Genomic DNA, 19597 nt, shown 5'->3' with positions numbered 1-19597 from the left:
GGGCTGTAAAAGCTGATGAAATCAGCGTAGTAGAGCCCACTCAACCACTGCGTCTTGCTCGACAATCCAAAAATAATAAAAATAATTGAGAGGCTAGGACTTTTGTCCCATCCTCTTTTCTTTTCCTTAAATCATCTATAAAACCGCATAAAAATTGGAACTAGTTTCAGCTGAAATCGCTTGCAATTACTCAGGTAGGTGAGTATAATATAGTTAGAAAGATAAAGAAGGGATTGATACCAATGCCTTATCGAGTTAAAATTTAGGTTACTTCGTTTTAGGCCTGTTTTGCTGATATCTGTTCATGCTCTTATCGTAAAAGAGCAGTCATGTCGTGTGTGTCGGATCGGTTGGACGGTCGGGCAAACCTGCTTAGTTTGTCCGGAGACATAAGAAAACGTGGAAATAGTAGGTAGAAGCTTTTTGTAAAGGTTTTCAAACTTCGATGCGTCCAGTCGAAAACTAATCATTTGGATTTAGGATAGCAAAGAAAACCTCTGGTATTTTACACAAATACTATTAAATGAAATCAACATCATAAACATTGTTTTGTTAGCCAAAAGGTTAATTGCACCAAGTCAGTGAAGCAGACCAGGCCTCTAGTCCCGTAAGACTGGAGGCCATTTTTATAAAATACTCAGGAGGAGGTGAGAGTATGGGATTGTCGTATGCGCAAGAATATAGTTGTCGGGACCATTTTCGGCAAAGAGCTTTTGAGCGCTTTGGCGTAGATGATCAGCACTTGAATAAGTGGATCAACCAACACCTCTCCTCCCTCTCTCCTTATGATAGTAATGTGGTTCAACCCGCCAACACAGAAGCCTATGTAGCCAGTGATGGCGTCATCTTTGTTTGCAATATCAAAAGTCGGGAGTTCATCACTTGCTTTAAGGCGGTTAATTACCAAGAATCTAAGGAAGAAGAGGAAGCCTATACGGACATTCACGAAAACAATGTCGCTTCCTTCAAAAAAGATGTGAACCACCTAGTCAATCGCTACCGACTCAAGGAAGCCAAAGAGCTGTTTGAAAACATTGGGGAGGACTTGGATGATTTTTATCGCCTGTCCCAAGCGGTCAAGAACGGCCAATTGAGCGAGCGAAATAGTAAGCGCCTAGAGGAATTGTTAGGCAAGTTTCATGTGATCAAGGCAGCTATGCGGATCATTGAAAATAAACGGGGAGATTACCATCTTTAGGGTCTTTTCCCCCTAAAAATAGGCGCCTAGAAGCCCTCTCATCTACTTCAGATGAGAGGACTTTTTTGCTGTGGAAAGCTTTTTGAAAAAAAGAGAAAAAAATTGTATAATAGAGTGGATATGCAAGTATTTGCAAAGCTGTAATTCGACTTGGGCGACCAAGGACCGTAAGTATTAAAATAATCACACTAAAGGAGACAACAGTGAGTAGTATTAAATTAGTCACTCTTGGCGGTGTTCGAGAAAATGGGAAAAATCTCTACGTTGCCGAAGTGAACGATTCGATTTTTGTCTTGGATGCAGGTTTGAAGTATCCAGAAAATGAGCAACTTGGGGTGGATGTCGTCATCCCCAACATGGATTATCTATTTGAAAACAAGGACCGCATTGCGGGTGTTTTCTTGACCCATGGTCACGCGGATGCCATTGGGGCCTTGCCTTATCTTTTGGCGGAAGCGAAAGTCCCTGTATTCGGGACAGAGTTGACCATTGAGTTGGCTAAACTCTTTGTCAAAAGCAATGACAGTGTGAAGAAATTCAACGACTTCCATGTCATCGATCAGAATTCTGAGATTGATTTTGGTGATGCCGTCGTATCTTTCTTTCAAACAACCCACTCCATCCCTGAAAGTATCGGGATTGTGATTGGCACTCCTGAGGGCAATATCGTCTACACAGGAGACTTTAAATTTGACCAAACTGCCAGCGAGTCGTACGCGACAGACTTTGCTCGCCTAGCTGAGATTGGACGCGAAGGTGTGCTTGCCCTCTTGAGTGATTCAGCCAATGCGGATAGCAAGATTCAAGTTGCCAGTGAGCAAGAAGTGGGCGATGCTATCTTAGATACGATTGCAGACTGGGATGGTCGTGTCATCGTGGCGGCGGTAGCCAGCAACCTTTCTCGGATCCAGCAGGTCTTTGACGCTGCAGCTGAGACGGGCCGTCGGGTGGTCTTGACAGGGTTCGATGTGGAAAACATCGTCCGCACAGCTATTCGCTTGAACAAATTGTCTCTTGCCAACGAAAAACTCTTGATCAAGCCAAAAGAAATGAGCCGTTTCGAGGATCATGAATTGATCATTTTGGAAACAGGCCGGATGGGTGAGCCGATCAACGGCTTGCGCAAGATGTCGATTGGTCGTCACCGCTATGTGGAAATCAAAGATGGAGACTTGGTCTACATCGTTACAACGCCATCGATTGCCAAAGAAGCAGTGGTAGCTCGTGTAGAAAACATGGTCTACCAAGCAGGTGGAGTTGTCAAATTGATCACGTCTAGCTTGCGCGTGTCTGGTCACGGAAACGCACGGGACTTGCAGTTGATGATCAACCTTCTTCGTCCTAAATACCTCTTCCCGATCCAAGGGGAATACCGCGAATTGGATGCCCATGCGCGAGTAGCGATGGAAGTCGGTATCTTGCCTGAAAACATCTTTATTCCAAAACGCGGAACGGTAATGGAGTATGAAAAAGGTGACTTCGTTCCTGCCGGTAGCGTCTCAGCAGGAGATGTCATGATCGATGGGAATGCCATTGGTGATGTGGGCAATATTGTCCTTCGTGACCGCAAGGTCTTGTCAGAAGACGGGATCTTTATCGTGGCGATCACCGTGAATCGCAAAGAGAAGAAAATTATTTCCAAAGCGCGCGTGCACACCCGTGGTTTTGTCTATGTCAAGAAGAGTCGGGATATTCTTCGTGAAAGTTGCGAATTGGTCAACCAAAGCGTTGAAGACTATTTGGCGCAAGACAGCTTTGACTGGGGTGAGTTAAAAGGTTTGGTACGCGACAACTTGTCTAAGTTCTTATTTGAACAAACCAAACGCCGTCCAGCCATCCTACCAGTCGTGATGGAAGTGAAATAATAGAAGAAATGGAAACGCTTGGCGGCCCGAGGCTTGCCGAGTGTTTTTAACAGTAGAAAGAGGAAATCAAATGGCAGTTATGCAGATTGAGTATTATTCAGAAGCCTTGAAGATGGAGTGGGGCGTGTCCGTCCTTTATCCCGATGCATCGCGTGTGGAAGATCCAGCGGATACGGATATTCCAGTTCTTTATCTCTTGCACGGGATGAATGGCAACCACCACTCTTGGTTGAAACGGACCAATGTGGAGCGCATTTTGCGAAATACCAATCTGATCGTGGTCCTACCCAATACCAATAATGGCTTTTACACAGATACCCAGTATGGCTACAACTACTACACGGCCATTGCGGAGGAATTGCCAGAGACTCTTTCTCGCTTCTTCCCTAATATGACCAAGAAACGGGAGAAAACCTTTATTGCTGGCCTATCCATGGGTGGCTATGGATCGATGCTCTTGGCTCTCAAGACCAATCGTTTCTCCCATGCGGCTAGTTTTTCCGGTGCTCTGAGTTTCCACGATCGGGATTTTGAAAACAATGACTTGGAACAACCAGCTTTTTGGAAGGGAATTTTTGGAGAGATTGAGGATTGGACGACCAGTCCCTATTCGCTAGAGACTGCTGCCAAGAAGTTTTCAGATAAGAAGACCAAACTCTGGATCTGGTGTGGGGAGCAGGATTTCCTCTATGAGGCCAATAATTTTGAAGTCAAGGAACTAGAAAAGTTAGGTTTGGATGTCACCTATACCCACAGCCCGGGCAAGCATGAATGGTTCTACTGGGAACGTGAGTTGGAGCACTTTTTACAAACCCTACCAATCGACTTTGAATTAGAAGAAAGACTAAACTAAGATACAAATAGATTGGATATCAGTCAGAGCATTTGTTCTGGCTTTTTTCCTATACATAGGAAGAAAGGCTAGAAAGGTCACTTATTCATTTCAGTCCTGCTTTCTTTGTGGTATAATAGGAACGATTGAAAAATGAGCTAGAAATAGCGAACAAGATAAGAGGAGAGAAATATGGCAAAAGATATTCGTGTGCGTTATGCACCAAGTCCAACAGGGCTACTACACATCGGAAATGCTCGTACCGCATTGTTTAACTACTTGTACGCGCGTCACCATGGTGGAACCTTTATCATCCGTATCGAAGATACGGACCGCAAACGTCACGTCGAAGACGGCGAACGTTCACAGCTTGAAAACCTTCGTTGGTTGGGTATGGACTGGGATGAAAGTCCTGAGACGCATGAAAACTACCGCCAGTCTGAACGTTTGGAACTCTACCAAAAATACATCGACCAACTCTTGGCAGAAGGAAAAGCCTACAAATCTTACGTTACAGAAGAAGAGTTGGCAGCGGAACGTGAACGCCAAGAAGCAGCAGGTGAAACACCTCGCTATATCAATGAATACCTTGGTATGAGCGAAGAAGAAAAAGCAGCTTATATCGCAGAACGTGAAGCAGCTGGTGTGATTCCAACGGTTCGTTTGGCAGTCAATGAGTCAGGTATCTACAAATGGCATGATATGGTCAAAGGCGATATCGAGTTTGAAGGTGGCAATATCGGTGGGGACTGGGTCATCCAAAAGAAAGATGGCTATCCAACTTATAACTTTGCCGTTGTCATCGATGACCACGATATGCAAATCTCTCATGTTATTCGTGGAGATGACCATATTGCTAACACACCAAAACAGCTCATGGTCTATGAAGCGCTTGGATGGGAAGCACCTGAGTTCGGTCACATGACCCTTATCATCAATTCTGAAACTGGTAAGAAGTTGTCTAAACGTGACACCAATACCCTTCAGTTCATCGAAGACTATCGTAAGAAAGGTTACCTTCCTGAAGCAGTCTTTAACTTTATCGCTCTTCTTGGTTGGAACCCTGGCGGGGAAGACGAGATCTTCTCTCGCGAAGAGCTTATCAAGCTCTTTGATGAACATCGTCTCAGCAAGTCTCCAGCGGCCTTCGACCAAAAGAAAATGGACTGGATGAGCAATGAATATATCAAGAATGCAGATCTTGCGACTATTTTTGAAATGGCCAAACCATTCCTTGAAGAAGCAGGTCGTTTGACAGACAAGGCTGAAAAATTAGTGGAACTCTACAAACCACAAATGAAGTCAGTGGACGAAATCGTTCCATTGACAGACCTTTTCTTCTCAGACTTCCCAGAATTGACAGAAGCAGAGAAAGAAGTCATGGCTGGTGAAACCGTGCCAACTGTACTTGAAGCCTTCAAAGCGAAACTCGAAGCTATGTCAGATGAAGAGTTTGTGGCTGAAAATATCTTCCCACAAATCAAAGCGGTTCAAAAAGAAACTGGGATCAAAGGGAAGAATCTCTTTATGCCAATCCGTATCGCTGTTTCAGGTGAAATGCATGGTCCTGAATTGCCAGATACCATCTATTTACTTGGACGCGAAAAATCCATCCAACACATTGAAAGTATGTTGGAAAAAATCAGATAATTATCAGAAAAGTCCCTATTAAATGGGGCTTTTTGTTTTACCTCTAAAGTAAAAGCATTATAGGATTTTTTCAAAAAATTGCCCCGGTTTGACAAATTGATCCTACTGAAAACGATTTTATTACTATCTAAAACAAAAATTATAAAAAAATAGCAATAATTAAGGATAATTGCTTCCAAAAATCGACACATTAGTCTATAATGTAAGGGAAATAAAAAATGTAATAAGGAGACAGAAATGTTTTTTAAACGTTCGAACGGTGAATTCCGTGAAACGGATCGTGTGACTCGTTTCAAATTGATCAAATCAGGTAAAAACTGGTTGCGTGCTGCGACTTCTAACTTTGGTCTTTTGAAAGTCATTCGCGGTCAAGTCGAAGAGACTGTTGTAGCTGAAGTGCGTGAAGACGCAGTATCAGTGAAAGAAATGACAAGCCGTGGCTTGCTCAAAGGGATTGTAGCAGCTGGGGCTGTTTTTGGTGCAGCTACAGTAGCAAACACTGCTAAAGCTGATGAAATTGGATCAGATGTTGCAACTGCATCTGAGCTTTCAAGTGAAGCTCTTGTAGAACAAGGAAGTACAGTACTTGGTACAACTTCAACAACAGAATCTCAGTCTGAATCAACAACAGAATCAACAACTGAGTCAACAACAGAATCAGCTAGCGCTTCTGCATCTGCAAGTGCTTCAACCTCTACAAGCGTATCTGTATCTCACTCAGCTTCATTGAGCGAACAAGGTTCAGCAGAACTTTCAGCAGCTTCAAGCGAATCAACTGTAGCAGCTGGCTCTGAAGCAAGTGTAGAAAGCACTACAACAGTAGCGAAAGCTGATGATAAAGTTGTTTTGGAACAAAACACTTCAGAAGCAGCATTGTTGAACAAGATTGCAGGAGACTACTCAGCAACTGTTTCAGCTCCAGAAAAGAAAGCAGCACTTGAAGCTGCTATCGCTAAAGTTCAAACAGAATTGACAGCAAGCAACAGCTTGATCAACGCTAATGCTTCAGCTCAATCATACGCAGACCAACGCGAACGTTTGAGCAAGTCAGTAGATGACATGATGGCAACCTTGACTGCAGCAGGATTTACTGGAAACACAACAGTAAACGGTGCTCCAGCAATTTCAGCTCAGTTGTCACCAATCTCAACAAGCACTAATGGAACGACAGTTCCAGTTATTACAGATGCGAACGGTGCAACGATTGAGGATGCAGCCTTCAGCAAGTCTGGCTATGCTTTGGATCCAAACGCTGATCGTTTCACTTTCGGTGTATGGCAATTCCTTAAAACAGACCATTCTACTGGTGCGAAAACAAACTTTGATTACTATGCTACTCTTGCAGTAGATCGTTCTGCCATCACTGGTAGTCTTTCAGCTAATCCAGATGTTTACTTGCGTATCGTGAAGAAATCTGATGGATCAGAAGTCTACACTCGTACCCTCAAAGCGGGAGAAAGCAACATCTCACTTCCAAGCTACATCACAAACAACAACTCTGATGTAACCAACACTTTGACTTATACAGGTGCTAACGGCACTGATCCAGGAAACGTTACCTTCTCATTGGTAAATGCGAAGCTTGAGTATGAAACACTTCAAATCCGTGATACTAACTATCCTGGTAATGAAGGTGAAGACAAACAAAACGTTCAAACTTCTGTTCCTTATGCAACAGTTGATCAAACAACTCACTATAAGCTTATCCAAGGTAGCTCTACTCCAGGTCAACTATACAAACCTACTGGAAATGAAACAGATCTTGCAAGCTACACACAAACAGGTCTTGCAGGACAACAATTTACAGCTTCAAACAACCGTGATATCCCTGGTTACAAGCATGTAGCTGCTACAACAGATTCTACTCAAAAAACATCTGGTATCCTTGGTAAGGGTGTTGTCGGTCAAAAACTGGTCGAACTTCAAGGTGGAGCCAACCACTACTATGTGAAACGTATTTCTGAAATCGTGGATACAAATGGTTCGACTGTAACGAAATTCTACGCTCTTGATCCATCTCAAGTGAACAATTTTGCTACATCTGATATTGGTACTGAAGATGTATCGAAGTACACACTTATCTACACAAGTAAAGTTAATAAGGCTGGTGAAGAGTGGAAGGCTGACGAGACAAAAGTTACAAAAGTAAACAGTAAAAATGGTGATTACTATCTTGAAGTCAACGAAACTGCTGGAAGTAAATCACTCATTATTACTGGTTGGTCGTCTCCTACTGAGACAGATACTTATAAACAAATGGACGGAACTCTACACACTTATCCACGTCCATTCAAAGGTGCCCCAAGTACTTCATTGACACCTGCTGGTGCTGGAAACAACAGTTACAACGTAATCGCTGGTAAAGTTCCAGAAATCCAAGCAGAAGGATCTGTTGCGAATGATCCAACAGCACCAAATGGTAAAGTATACTCTGATTTGAAGGGTTACACATCATTCTCTAACAACTACTCAATTCCAACTGCGATTAAACCATCAACTGATGTAAATTATTACTTTGAGAAAATGGGTGATTCTGAGTCTGCATCTCAATCACAATCATTCTCAAACTCTGCATCAGAATCCGAAGTAGTATCTAACTCACAATCTGTATCAGAGTCAGAAGTAGTATCTAACTCTAAATCACAATCAGAATCAGAAGTAGTATCTAACTCACGATCTGTATCACAATCAGAGGCTGTGTCTAAGTCACAATCAGAGTCTGAAGTGGTATCTAAATCACAATCTGTATCACAATCACAGGCTGTGTCTAAGTCACAATCTGTGTCACAGTCAGAGGCTGTTTCTAAGTCACAATCTGTATCACAATCAGAGTCAGAAGCACCATCTAAGTCACAATCTCAATCGAATACTGAATCAGCTTCACAATCTATTTCAGAGTCACTTTCTGAATCAGCATCAACATCAGCACAAGAATCTGCAAGTGCATCAGCATCTGAGTCAGCTTCTACATCAGCACAAGAATCTGCATCAGCGTCTGCATCTGAATCAGCTTCTACATCGGCTCAAGAATCAGCAAGTGCATCAGCATCTGAATCAGCTTCTACATCGGCTCAAGAATCTGCATCAGCGTCTACATCTGAGTCAGCTTCTACATCAGCACAAGAATCTGCATCAGCGTCTGCATCTGAATCAGCTTCTACATCAGCACAAGAATCTGCAAGTGCATCAGCATCTGAGTCAGCTTCTACATCAGCACAAGAATCTGCATCAGCGTCTGCATCTGAATCAGCAAGCCAATCAGCTTCAGCATCTGCATCAGTATCAGCAAGCCAATCAGCTTCAGCATCAGCAAGCCAATCAGCTTCAGCATCAGAATCAGTATCAGCAAGCCAATCAGCTTCAGCGTCTGAATCAGTATCAGCGAGCCAATCAGCTTCAGCATCTGCATCAGTATCAGCAAGCCAATCAGCTTCAGCATCTGAATCAGTATCAGCAAGCCAATCAGCTTCAGCATCTGAATCAGTATCAGCAAGCCAATCAGCTTCAGCGTCTGAATCAGTATCAGCGAGCCAATCAGCTTCAGCGTCTGAATCAGTATCAGCAAGCCAATCAGCATCATTGAGCACATCGGCTTCAACATCACTTTCTACATCAGTATCAGCATCAGCATCTAACTCTTCATCAAATTCTGAAAGTGAAACACCTAAACAAGGTGAAGTAATCATCACTTATGTAGATACAAAAGGTAAAGTGATTAAAGATCCTCGTCAAGACACACCAAACTCACCATATGACACACCATATAACACAACTGAGGAAGGTGAAAAACCTAACACTATCAAGACTCCAGACGGTAAGACTTACAAGATCGTACCGAAAGGTGACTACCCAGTAGGTAAAGTTGATGGCGACGGACACTTGGAATCATCTGATCCAATTAAAGGTAAAGTTGATAAACCTAAGTCAACTATTACGTATGTTTACCAAGAAGTAGGTAACGTTTACGTTCACTATGTTGATACTGAAGGTAACACGATTAAAGCATCTGTGAAAGATGAAGATGAACAACCAATTGATAAGGACTACGATACAGTAGTGGACAACCGTCCACAAACAATCGAGTTCCAAGGTAAGACATACGAATTGGTACCAGCAGGTAACTACAAAGTAGGTCAAGTCGACGAACAAGGTCACTGGACAGGTGATGATGCTACAACTGGTAAAGTTGCTGAAAAAGATAAGAACGTAACATATGTCTACCAATTGAAACAACCTAAGGGTAATGTCTACGTACACTATGTTGACGTTAATGGTAACACGATCAAAGCATCTGTAACTGATGAATTGGCACAACCAGTAGGTAAAGACTACGATACAGTCGTAGACAACCGTCCACAAACAATCGAGTTCCAAGGTAAGACATACGAATTGGTACCAGCTGGTAACTACAAAGTAGGTCAAGTCGACGAACAAGGTCACTGGACAGGTGATGACGCTACAACTGGTAAAGTTGTTGAAGGTGATAAGAATGTCACTTACGTCTACAAACTGAAAGAAGATCCAACGAAACCTAAAGAAGGTGACGTCATCATCACTTACGTAGACGAAAATGGTAAAGAAATTCAAAAACCTCGTCAAGATACACCAAACTCACCATATGATACACCATATAACACAACTGAGGAAGGTGAAAAACCTAACACTATCAAGACTCCAGACGGTAAGACTTACAAGATCGTACCGAAAGGTGACTACCCAGTAGGTAAAGTTGATGGCGATGGACACTTGGAATCATCTGATCCAATTAAAGGTAAAGTTGATAAACCACGTTCAATCATCACTTACGTTTACAAAGAAGTGAAGGGTGACGTTTACGTTCACTATAAAGACACTGAAGGTAACACAATTAAAGATGATGTCACTGACGAAAAAGATCAACCAGTTGATAAAGACTACGATACAGTAGTAGACAACCGTCCAAAAGAAATCCAATACAATGGTAAGACATATGAATTGGTACCAGCCGGTAACTACACTGTAGGTAAAGTTGATGGACAAGGTCACCTTGAGTCATCAGATGCTACAACTGGTAAAGTGATCGAAGGACGTAAAGATGTTACATACATCTACAAACTTGTTGAAGAACCTGTACAACCTAAGGGTAGCGTATACGTACACTACAAAGATACTGAAGGTAACACAATTAAACAATCAGTAACAGATGAGTTAGACCAACCAGTAGGTAAAGACTACAATACTGTTGAAGATAACCGTCCACAGTACATTAAATTCGAAGGTAAAACTTACGAAATCGTACCAGTCGGAAACTACACAGTTGGTAAAGTAGATACTCAAGGTCACCTTGAATCAACAGACCCAACAACTGGTAAAGTGGTTGAAGGACGTAAAGATGTTACATACATCTACAAACTTGTCGAAGAACCTGTACAACCTAAGGGTAATGTATACGTTCACTATGTAGATGAAAATGGTAACACTATCAAGACTTCAGTAGTGGATGAAAAAGACCAACCAGTAGGTAAAGACTACGATACAGTTGTGGATAACCGTCCTAAGACAATCACAACTGCAGATGGTAAAGTCTATGAATTGGTACCACAAGGTAACTACCCAGTAGGTAACGTTGACGGTGAAGGTCACTTGACAACAACTGACCCAACAACTGGTAAAGTTATCGAAGGTGATAAGAACGTTACTTATGTTTACAAACTTGTGAAGACTCCAAACGTTCCAACACCAAACACTCCAGTGCCACCAACTCCAACACCAAATACTCCGGTGCCACCAACTCCAACACCAAATACTCCGGTAGATCCAACACCTAATAAACCAATGGATCCAACACCAAACACACCGGTAGATCCAACACCTAATACACCAGTGAACCCAGTTCCTGAGCAACCAGCTAAACCAGCTCCAGCTCTTGAACAACTTCCAAATACTGGTGAAACAGGATCTGTAGCTTCAGCTCTTCTTGGAGCAGTTGCAGGGGTTGCAGGGGTTGCAGCACTTGGAAGCCGCAAAAAAGAAGATGAAAAATAATCTTCTATCCTAATTTGATTCGGTCATTTCAGGTATGTGGGAAATGAAAAAGGATCCAAAAAGAGAACCTCCGGGTTCTCTTTTTGTGTGCTGTTTTTTATGTTAAAAACTAGTCTTAATTAGTTACTTTTGGGGAAAATTAGTGTATAATAACTCGATATCTTATTTTTAAGGAGCGGACATGTTTTTTAAACGTTCGAAGGGTGATTTTCGCGAAACGGAACGAATCACACGTTATAAATTAATCAAATCAGGAAAGAATTGGGTACGGGCGTCTGTCTCGCGGTTAGGCCTATTTCGTGTCATGCGAGGTGGTGTGGATGAAAACATCGTGGTTCAATACGAAGCATCATCACACTCTATGCCTGCGGATCTGGTCAAAGGGATGGTTGTGCTAGGGGCTCTGGCTGGGGCGACAACGGTTGCCAATCCAGTATTTGCCGAGGAAAATGAAATGAATGCGACTGTTGGGTCTGAAATCAGCCCATCGACCGGTGTGGTTGGACAAGATAGCTTTGTCTTGGGAACGACGTCTACCACAGACTCTGTGTCAGCGAATCACTCCATGAGTGAATCCATCTCATTTTCAGAGTCAGCTAGTGACAGCCTTTCTTTGTCTCAGTCGGTTTCTTTGAGCGAATCACATGTTGTTAGTAATTCAGCGAGTCAGTCCACATCAGAATTTGCTAGTAGCACTCTCTCGGAGAATGATGCTATTCATGTAGCTACTCCTGAAACGAGTGAGAAAGTAGCAGAGGCTCAAAACACTCGCTCGGAAGACCAGGTGAAGCGTCTGCAAGTTTTGGCTTTGGATTTATACACCTATCGTGCGCAGGCTTTGGAAATCCCTGGGACGGAATCTGCTATTGAAAGTGGAGATCTGGCTTTAGAAGCTATTCGTACTGGTTTGTCCAATCCCGCAATTCAAATGGATGCTGTAGAAAGTCAAGCAAAGAGTGCTCGCAATCGCTTGGCCAATGCGGTGCTTCGTGCGACATCTGGCCAACGGGATCCACGTAACGGGAATCGTATAGATGCTGATACCAGTCTCCGTGCACCCCAGTATAATTTAGGGCCAGCCAACAATGCCTTGATTTCTGTTTATAACTCTGATTACATTAATCAGGCTTATAATGTTGTGGAAACCATTCCTACACGAAATAGTATTAAGAGCATTGGCTACGCTTCTGGTAGTGATCGTGTGAATGGCATCAATGTGCCTCAGACGTCGGCCTTGAAAAATAGTGCAGTGGCCTTTAATATCATGGGAACTGTTGGGCAGACAGAGGTCGTAACGCCTGGGAAAATTTATAATGTTTCTTTTGTAGTGACCAATACGGCTAGGCAGTCAGTGACACGAACGCTACGCATTCAGGTTTTGCCGCAAAATGATGGCATTCGTAATCCGATTACGGCTGTGACGACAGCGACTTTTGTCAATGATACTACTAACTTGGCCCAGGCTGAAAAAGAGAAGATTTGGGAAGCGTTTAAGACTGCTAACCCCAATATTGCCACTTCAAAGGACTTTAAATCTTATTCCGTTTCATCATCTGGTGTGGTGACCATTACCTATAAAGATAACACTACAAATGATGTGACGGCTCCAGTGAAGCGACTTGCAGCACCAACTGTTGAAACGAGATTATTGGATAAGGCTTACACACAGACGCCTGTAACGGTGACGGGAGCTGAGCCAGGTTCTACAGTCGTTCTATACAATAATGACGACGAAGTGGGAACAGCTGTGGCAGATGCTTCTGGACAAGCGATCGTAACACCGAATGCTCCCTTGCAAACGGGTGGCGTAACGGCTAAGGCTCGCATTCTGTATGGGGACCATGCAGTTTATTCCGATGCCAGTAACATGGTTGCTGTAACAGATGCCACACGTCCTGAAGTGACGGCTAAGTTGACCGTCAATGGTGTGGAACCGAAATCAACCCCTCTTGAAGGTGGTGGGAAGAATTATACTATTTACGCTGGTGATGATGCGGTTGTGACCTTTACAGCGACGGACGATAGTGGCAAGTTGAAAGAAATGAAAGTCGTTGCACGGATCTGAACGACAATGCCTTGAACGGGAATTTCTTTGGTGGCAGCCAGTATGGGACAGGTGATATTGCTCCTATCACGGGAGATATTACGGCTACCAGTGCGAACCCTGCAACCATCACAACGACCATTCATTTGAAGGATGACCTTTACCATACCTACCGAAATACATGGCAACGCAACGTCGCGGCTATTGACAATGCCTCCAATATGAACCGTCCAAACGGTTTGGGTGAGATTCGGATTACCCAAGGGCGTCTCGCTGATCGTACGCCAGGTGTGGCGCCGACAAGCACTATTCAGGTGACGAGTCTAACTGCATTGACAGATGCAGATAAGAGCAAGGTGATTGCAGCTGTATCGGCAGTCAACCCAGAGGTGGCCAACCGGATTAAGTCCTATACGGTTAATAGTGATGGTACAGTCACCATTACTTATAAAGATAGTACGACCAATGTTGTAGCTGTGAAATTGTCAGATAGTGATCACAGCCAGTCTGTATCAAACAGTCAGAGTGCATCTACGAAGACTTCGCAATCGATCAGTCAGTCCTTAAGTGCGAAGCAATCACAGAGCGTATCGGCTCAGCAGAGCGTTTCATTGAGCCAGTCACTGAGCTCGGTTCGCTCACAAAGTTTGTCAGCTTCACTAAGCCAATCAGCTTCTGCAAGTGTCTCAGCTCAAGCTAGTTTATCTCGCAGTCAATCGTTGAGCAAGGAGGTTTCTCAATCTCAATCCGCTTCAACGAGTCAATCTGTATCGACAAGAAAATCTGAATCTGTGAAAGTTTCGGAATCAGCATCCGCAAGTGTCAGTGGCTTGCAGTCTGCTTCGGTATCAGCAAGTGTATCCAAAGTGGTTAGCCAGTCTGTCTCAAGTTCGACATCCGCTTCAACGAGCGCCTCTGTTTCAGTGAGTCAGTCAGCATCAGCATCGCTTTCACAGTCGGTATCAGAGTCACTAAGTCAATCGACTCGCGAGTCGGCTTCAAAATCAGTGAGTCAATCGCAGTCTGAGTCTGCATCAGTATCTTTGAGTGAGTCCGCTAGAAAATCAGCATCGTTGAGCACTTCCGTATTGGAGAGTCAATCAACCTCTACTTCGGTGTCGGTTTCAACGTCTGAGTCGGTGTCGACTTCCAAATCAGTATCGACTTCCGAGTCTGTTTCTGTATCTGAATCAGTATCAGCCTCTGAGTCAGTTTCAGCCTCAGAATCAGCATCAACCTCTGAATCAGCATCAACCTCTGAATCGGTCTCAGCGTCCGAGTCAGCATCTACATCAGAATCAGTATCAACATCCGAATCGGTTTCAGCATCTGAATCAGTATCAACTTCAGAATCTGTGTCAACGTCCGAGTCAGTCTCAGCATCAGAATCAGTTTCGACATCAGAGTCTGAATCAACCTCAGAATCAGTGTCTACCTCTGAATCGGTTTCTACGTCAGAATCAGTCTCGGCGTCTGAGTCATTGTCAGCGTCTGAATCAGTTTCAACATCCGAGTCAGCATCTGCGTCCGAGTCAGTATCGACGTCCGAATCGGTTTCTACATCAGAGTCAGTCTCAGCATCAGAATCAGTTTCGACATCCGAGTCAGTCTCAGCCTCAGAATCAGTTTCGACCTCTGAGTCAGTTTCAGTCTCTGAATCTGTATCTACGTCTGAGTCAATTTCAACCTCAGAGTCGGTATCTACCTCTGAGTCAGTTTCAGCCTCAGAATCAGTCTCAACATCTGAATCAGTATCAACCTCAGAATCTGCATCTACATCAGAATCTGTATCAGTATCAACGTCAGAGTCGGCGTCATCGTCCGAATCAGTGTCATCGTCCGAATCAGTTTCAGCGTCTGAGTCAGTTTCAGCGTCAGAATCGGTATCGACGTCTGAATCGGTATCGACGTCTGAGTCGGTATCTACATCAGAGTCAGCGTCAACGTCTGAGTCGGTATCGACATCTGAATCAGTGTCTACATCAGAGTCAGCCTCAACATCGGAGTCAGCATCGACCTCTGAGTCTGTCTCAACGTCCGAATCAGTTTCAACATCTGAATCAGTCTCAACATCCGAGTCAGCATCTACATCAGAATCTGTATCAACGTCTGAATCGGTATCGACGTCCGAATCTGCATCTACATCCGAATCAGTATCAACATCCGAATCAGTCTCTACGTCTGAATCAATCTCGACATCTGAATCATTGTCAGCGTCTGAATCAGTGTCAACGTCTGAGTCAGTCTCAGCATCTGAGTCAGTTTCAGCCTCTGAGTCGGTATCAACGTCCGAATCTGTATCTACCTCTGAGTCAGTATCAGCGTCAACGTCAACTTCAGAATCAGTCTCAACGTCTGAGTCAGCATCTGTGTCTGAATCAGCCTCTACTTCAGAATCAGTGTCAACGTCTGAATCAGTGTCAACGTCTGAGTCGGCATCGACGTCTGAGTCAGCGTCAACCTCAGAATCGGTGTCAACGTCCGAGTCAGCATCAACATCTGAATCAGTATCAACGTCTGAGTCGGTGTCAACATCTGAGTTGGTGTCAACATCTGAATCAGCCTCTGCATCCGAGTCAGTATCAGCGTCTGAATCAGTGTCTACTTCTAAATCAGTTTCTACCTCTGAGTCAGTCTCAACGTCAGAATCAATCTCGACCTCTGAATCATTGTCAGCATCGTTGAGCACCTCAGTATCTGAAAGTCAGTCAGTCTCTGCTTCAGTGTCAGTTTCGACATCAGAGTCGGTTTCGATGTCAGAATCAGCCTCTGCGTCCGAGTCAGCGTCAACTTCTGAGTCAGCGTCAACTTCTGAGTCAGCATCAACATCTGAATCAGTGTCGACATCCGAGTCGGTTTCTGTATCTGAATCAGTTTCAACGTCCGAATCAGTCTCGACCTCTGAGTCGGTATCAGCGTCAGAATCATTGTCAACGTCCGAGTCAGTTTCAACGTCTGAATCAGTATCGGCTTCAGAGTCAGTTTCAGAGTCAGTTTCAGAGTCAGTTTCAACCTCAGAGTCAGCGTCGACATCCGAATCAGTATCGACCTCTGAGTCGGTTTCTGTATCTGAATCAGTGTCTACTTCTGAATCAGCATCAACCTCTGAATCAGTATCGACATTCGAGTCATTGTCCGCGTCAGAGTCAGTTTCAACGTCTGAATCAGTGTCGACCTCTGAGTCGGCTTCTGTATCTGAATCAGTTTCAACGTCTGAATCAGTATCAGCCTCAGAATCTGTATCTACATCTGAATCAGTGTCTGCATCTGAATCAGCATCGACATCCGAATCAGTGTCTGCATCAGAGTCATTGTCCATGTCTGAGTCAGCATCAGCCTCTGAATCAGTATCAACCTCTGAATCAGTCTCAGCGTCCGAGTCAGTATCGGCATCAGAATCAGTCTCAACGTCTGAGTCGGTATCAGCGTCTGAATCAGTATCAACATTAGAATCAGCATCAACCTCTGAATCGGTCTCAACATCCGAGTCAGCATCTGCATCCGAGTCAGCATCAACGTCTGAATCATTGTCTACGTCCGAATCGGTTTCTGTATCTGAATCAGTGTCTGCATCAGAGTCAGCATCAGCCTCTGAATCAGTATCTACATCAGAATCAGTATCTACATCTGAGTCAGCATCAACCTCTGAATCAGTCTCAGCGTCCGAGTCAGTATCGGCATCAGAATCAGTCTCAACGTCTGAGTCGGTATCAGCGTCTGAATCAGTATCAACATCAGAATCAGCATCTGCGTCTGAGTCAGTTTCAACATCCGAATCAGCATCAACCTCTGAATCGGTTTCTGTATCTGAATCAGTGTCTACTTCTGAATCAGCATCAACGTCTGAGTCGGTATCGGCATCCGAGTCAGTCTCAGCGTCAGAATCAGTGTCTGTATCTGAATCATTTTCTACCTCTGAATCAGCATCTGCATCAGAATCAGTTTCTACCTCTGAATCGGTTTCTGTATCCGAATCAGTGTCAATCTCTGAATCGGTGTCTACCTCTGAATCAGTTTCTGTATCTGAGTCAGCATCAGCCTCTGAGTCGGCCTCTACATCAGAATCAGTCTCAACCTCTGAATCGGCATCAACATCCGAGTCAGCATCTGCTTCTGAATCAGCTTCTGAATCAGTGTCAACGTCTGAATCGGTGTTGACATCCGAGTCAGTCTCAACGTCCGAATCAGCCTCTGCTTCAGAATCAGTCTCAGAGTCCGAATCAGTTTCAACGTCTGAATCGGTTTCTGTATCAGAATCAATCTCGACATCAGAATCATTGTCAGCATCGTTGAGCACTTCAGTATCAGAAAGTCAGTCAGTTTCTTCTTCAGTTTCAGTCTCAACATCTGAGTCAGTTTCAGTCTCTGAATCATTGTCAGCCTCTGAGTCGGTTTCAACATCGGAATCAACTTCTGCGTCTGAATCAGCCTCAACGTCTGAATCAGTGTCTACTTCTGAATCACTTTCAACGTCTGAATCAATCTCGACATCAGAATCATTGTCAGCATCGTTGAGCAATTCAGTATCAGAAAGCCAGTCAGTCTCTACTTCGGTTTCAGTTTCGATGTCAGTATCTGTATCTGAGTCAGCATCGACATCGGAGTCAGTTTCAACGTCCGAATCAGTGTCAGCGTCTGAGTCAGTATCAACATCCGAATCAGTCTCAACCTCTGAGTCGGTCTCAGCATCCGAATCAGTCTCAACCTCTGAGTCGGTCTCAGCATCCGAATCAGTTTCAACGTCTGAATCTTCATCGACGTCTGAATCAGTTTCAACGTCCGAATCAGTGTCAGCGTCAGAGTCAGTTTCAGCATCTGAATCGGTATCTACTTCAGAATCAGTTTCAACGTCTGAATCAGTATCAGCCTCAGAATCAGTATCTACATCTGAATCAGTTTCAACGTCTGAATCAGTTTCAACGTCTGAATCAGTTTCAACGTCTGAATCAGTTTCAACGTCTGAATCAGTATCTACATCTGAATCAGTGTCAACATCCGAATCAGTCTCAGTGTCTGAATCGGTATCGACGTCAGAGTCAGTCTCGACGTCAGAGTCAGTCTCAACGTCTGAATCAGTTTCAACTTCTGAATCGGTCTCAACCTCTGAGTCAGTTTCAGCGTCTGAATCAGCATCAACGTCCGAGTCAGTTTCTACCTCTGAGTCAGCATCTGCGTCCGAGTCAGTATCAGTTTCTACCTCTGAGTCAGTGTCTGCATCAGAATCGGCATCTACTTCAGTTTCAGTTTCGACATCAGAGTCGGCGTCTACGTCCGAATCAGCATCTGCATCTGAGTCAGTGTCAACGTCTGAATCGGTATCAGCATCAGAATCAGTGTCAGTGTCTGAATCGGTTTTAACATCAGAATCAGCATCAACGTCTGAATCAATCTCGACATCTGAATCATTGTCAGCATCGTTGAGCAGTTCAGTATCTGAAAGCCGGTCAGTCTCTACTTCGGTTTCAGTTTCGACATCAGTCTCTGCATCTGAGTCAGCATCATTGAGTACCTCTGCCCCTGAATCAACTTCAACATCAGTAAGTACTTCAGTTTCAGTGAGTCAATCACAATCAGGATCAACATCTGGTAGCGGATCATACTCTGACTCAATGAGCCAATCAATTTCTCATTCAGAGTCATTGTCTGCATCAGAATCAGCAAGTGGATCACAAAAACACAGCCAGTCTGTGGTGCTTCCAAATACTGGCGAAACAGGATCTGTAACATCAGCTCTTCTCGGAGTAGTTACAGGGTTAGCTGGAATTGCTGGACTTACCCGACGTAAAAAGAAGGGGAACTGATCTAGTAGGAAATATCATTTTTTTCGAGTGAATCTCATAGGAGATTCACTTTTTTACTAGTAGAATGAAGTGTTTTTAATGTGTTACAAAAAAATTTGAAAATTAAACGATAATATATAAGTTTTTTGTAGCAAATTACTTGAATCTACGTAGTATTCCTGTATAATGAATAATGACTACAAT

6 protein-coding genes and 1 pseudogene are annotated in these 19597 nt (G+C 43.8%); all 7 read left to right on the top strand.

The window, feature by feature from the left end:
• Nucleotides 1-655: 655 nt before the first annotated feature.
• Complete coding sequence (locus NFR56_RS02875; RefSeq protein ID WP_049473337.1) at nt 656-1198, top strand: hypothetical protein; 543 nt, start codon at nt 656-658, stop codon at nt 1196-1198.
• A gap of 203 nt (nt 1199-1401) precedes the next feature.
• Nucleotides 1402-3063, top strand: a complete 1662-nt coding sequence (locus NFR56_RS02870) for a ribonuclease J (protein ID WP_070449438.1) — start codon at nt 1402-1404, stop codon at nt 3061-3063.
• A 70-nt stretch (nt 3064-3133) separates the two neighbouring features.
• Nucleotides 3134-3916 carry an alpha/beta hydrolase gene (locus NFR56_RS02865; RefSeq protein ID WP_155128208.1) on the top strand — a complete coding sequence of 261 codons (783 nt, stop codon included), beginning with the start codon at nt 3134-3136 and terminating at the stop codon, nt 3914-3916.
• A gap of 171 nt (nt 3917-4087) precedes the next feature.
• On the top strand, nt 4088-5545 hold the full coding sequence (gene gltX, locus NFR56_RS02860) for a glutamate--tRNA ligase (RefSeq protein WP_195189317.1): 1458 nt from the start codon (nt 4088-4090) through the stop codon (nt 5543-5545).
• Nucleotides 5546-5782: 237 nt separating this feature from the next.
• Nucleotides 5783-11569 (top strand): accessory Sec-dependent serine-rich glycoprotein adhesin, encoded by a 5787-nt coding sequence (locus NFR56_RS02855; protein ID WP_251457549.1) that lies wholly within the window; start codon nt 5783-5785, stop codon nt 11567-11569.
• A 181-nt stretch (nt 11570-11750) separates the two neighbouring features.
• A complete protein-coding gene (locus NFR56_RS09880) occupies nt 11751-13634 on the top strand; it encodes an accessory Sec-dependent serine-rich glycoprotein adhesin (RefSeq protein ID WP_251457546.1) in 1884 nt (627 codons plus the stop codon).
• Between the two features lie 104 nt (nt 13635-13738).
• Nucleotides 13739-19414 (top strand): annotated as a pseudogene (locus tag NFR56_RS02845) (LPXTG cell wall anchor domain-containing protein); the annotation flags it as partial.
• Nucleotides 19415-19597 lie beyond the last annotated feature (183 nt).

The sequence above is a fragment of the Streptococcus caecimuris genome (genome assembly GCF_943193075.1).
GTDB classification, from domain to species: Bacteria; Bacillota; Bacilli; order Lactobacillales; family Streptococcaceae; genus Streptococcus; species Streptococcus caecimuris.
This window is presented reverse-complemented; position numbering and strand designations above follow the sequence as displayed.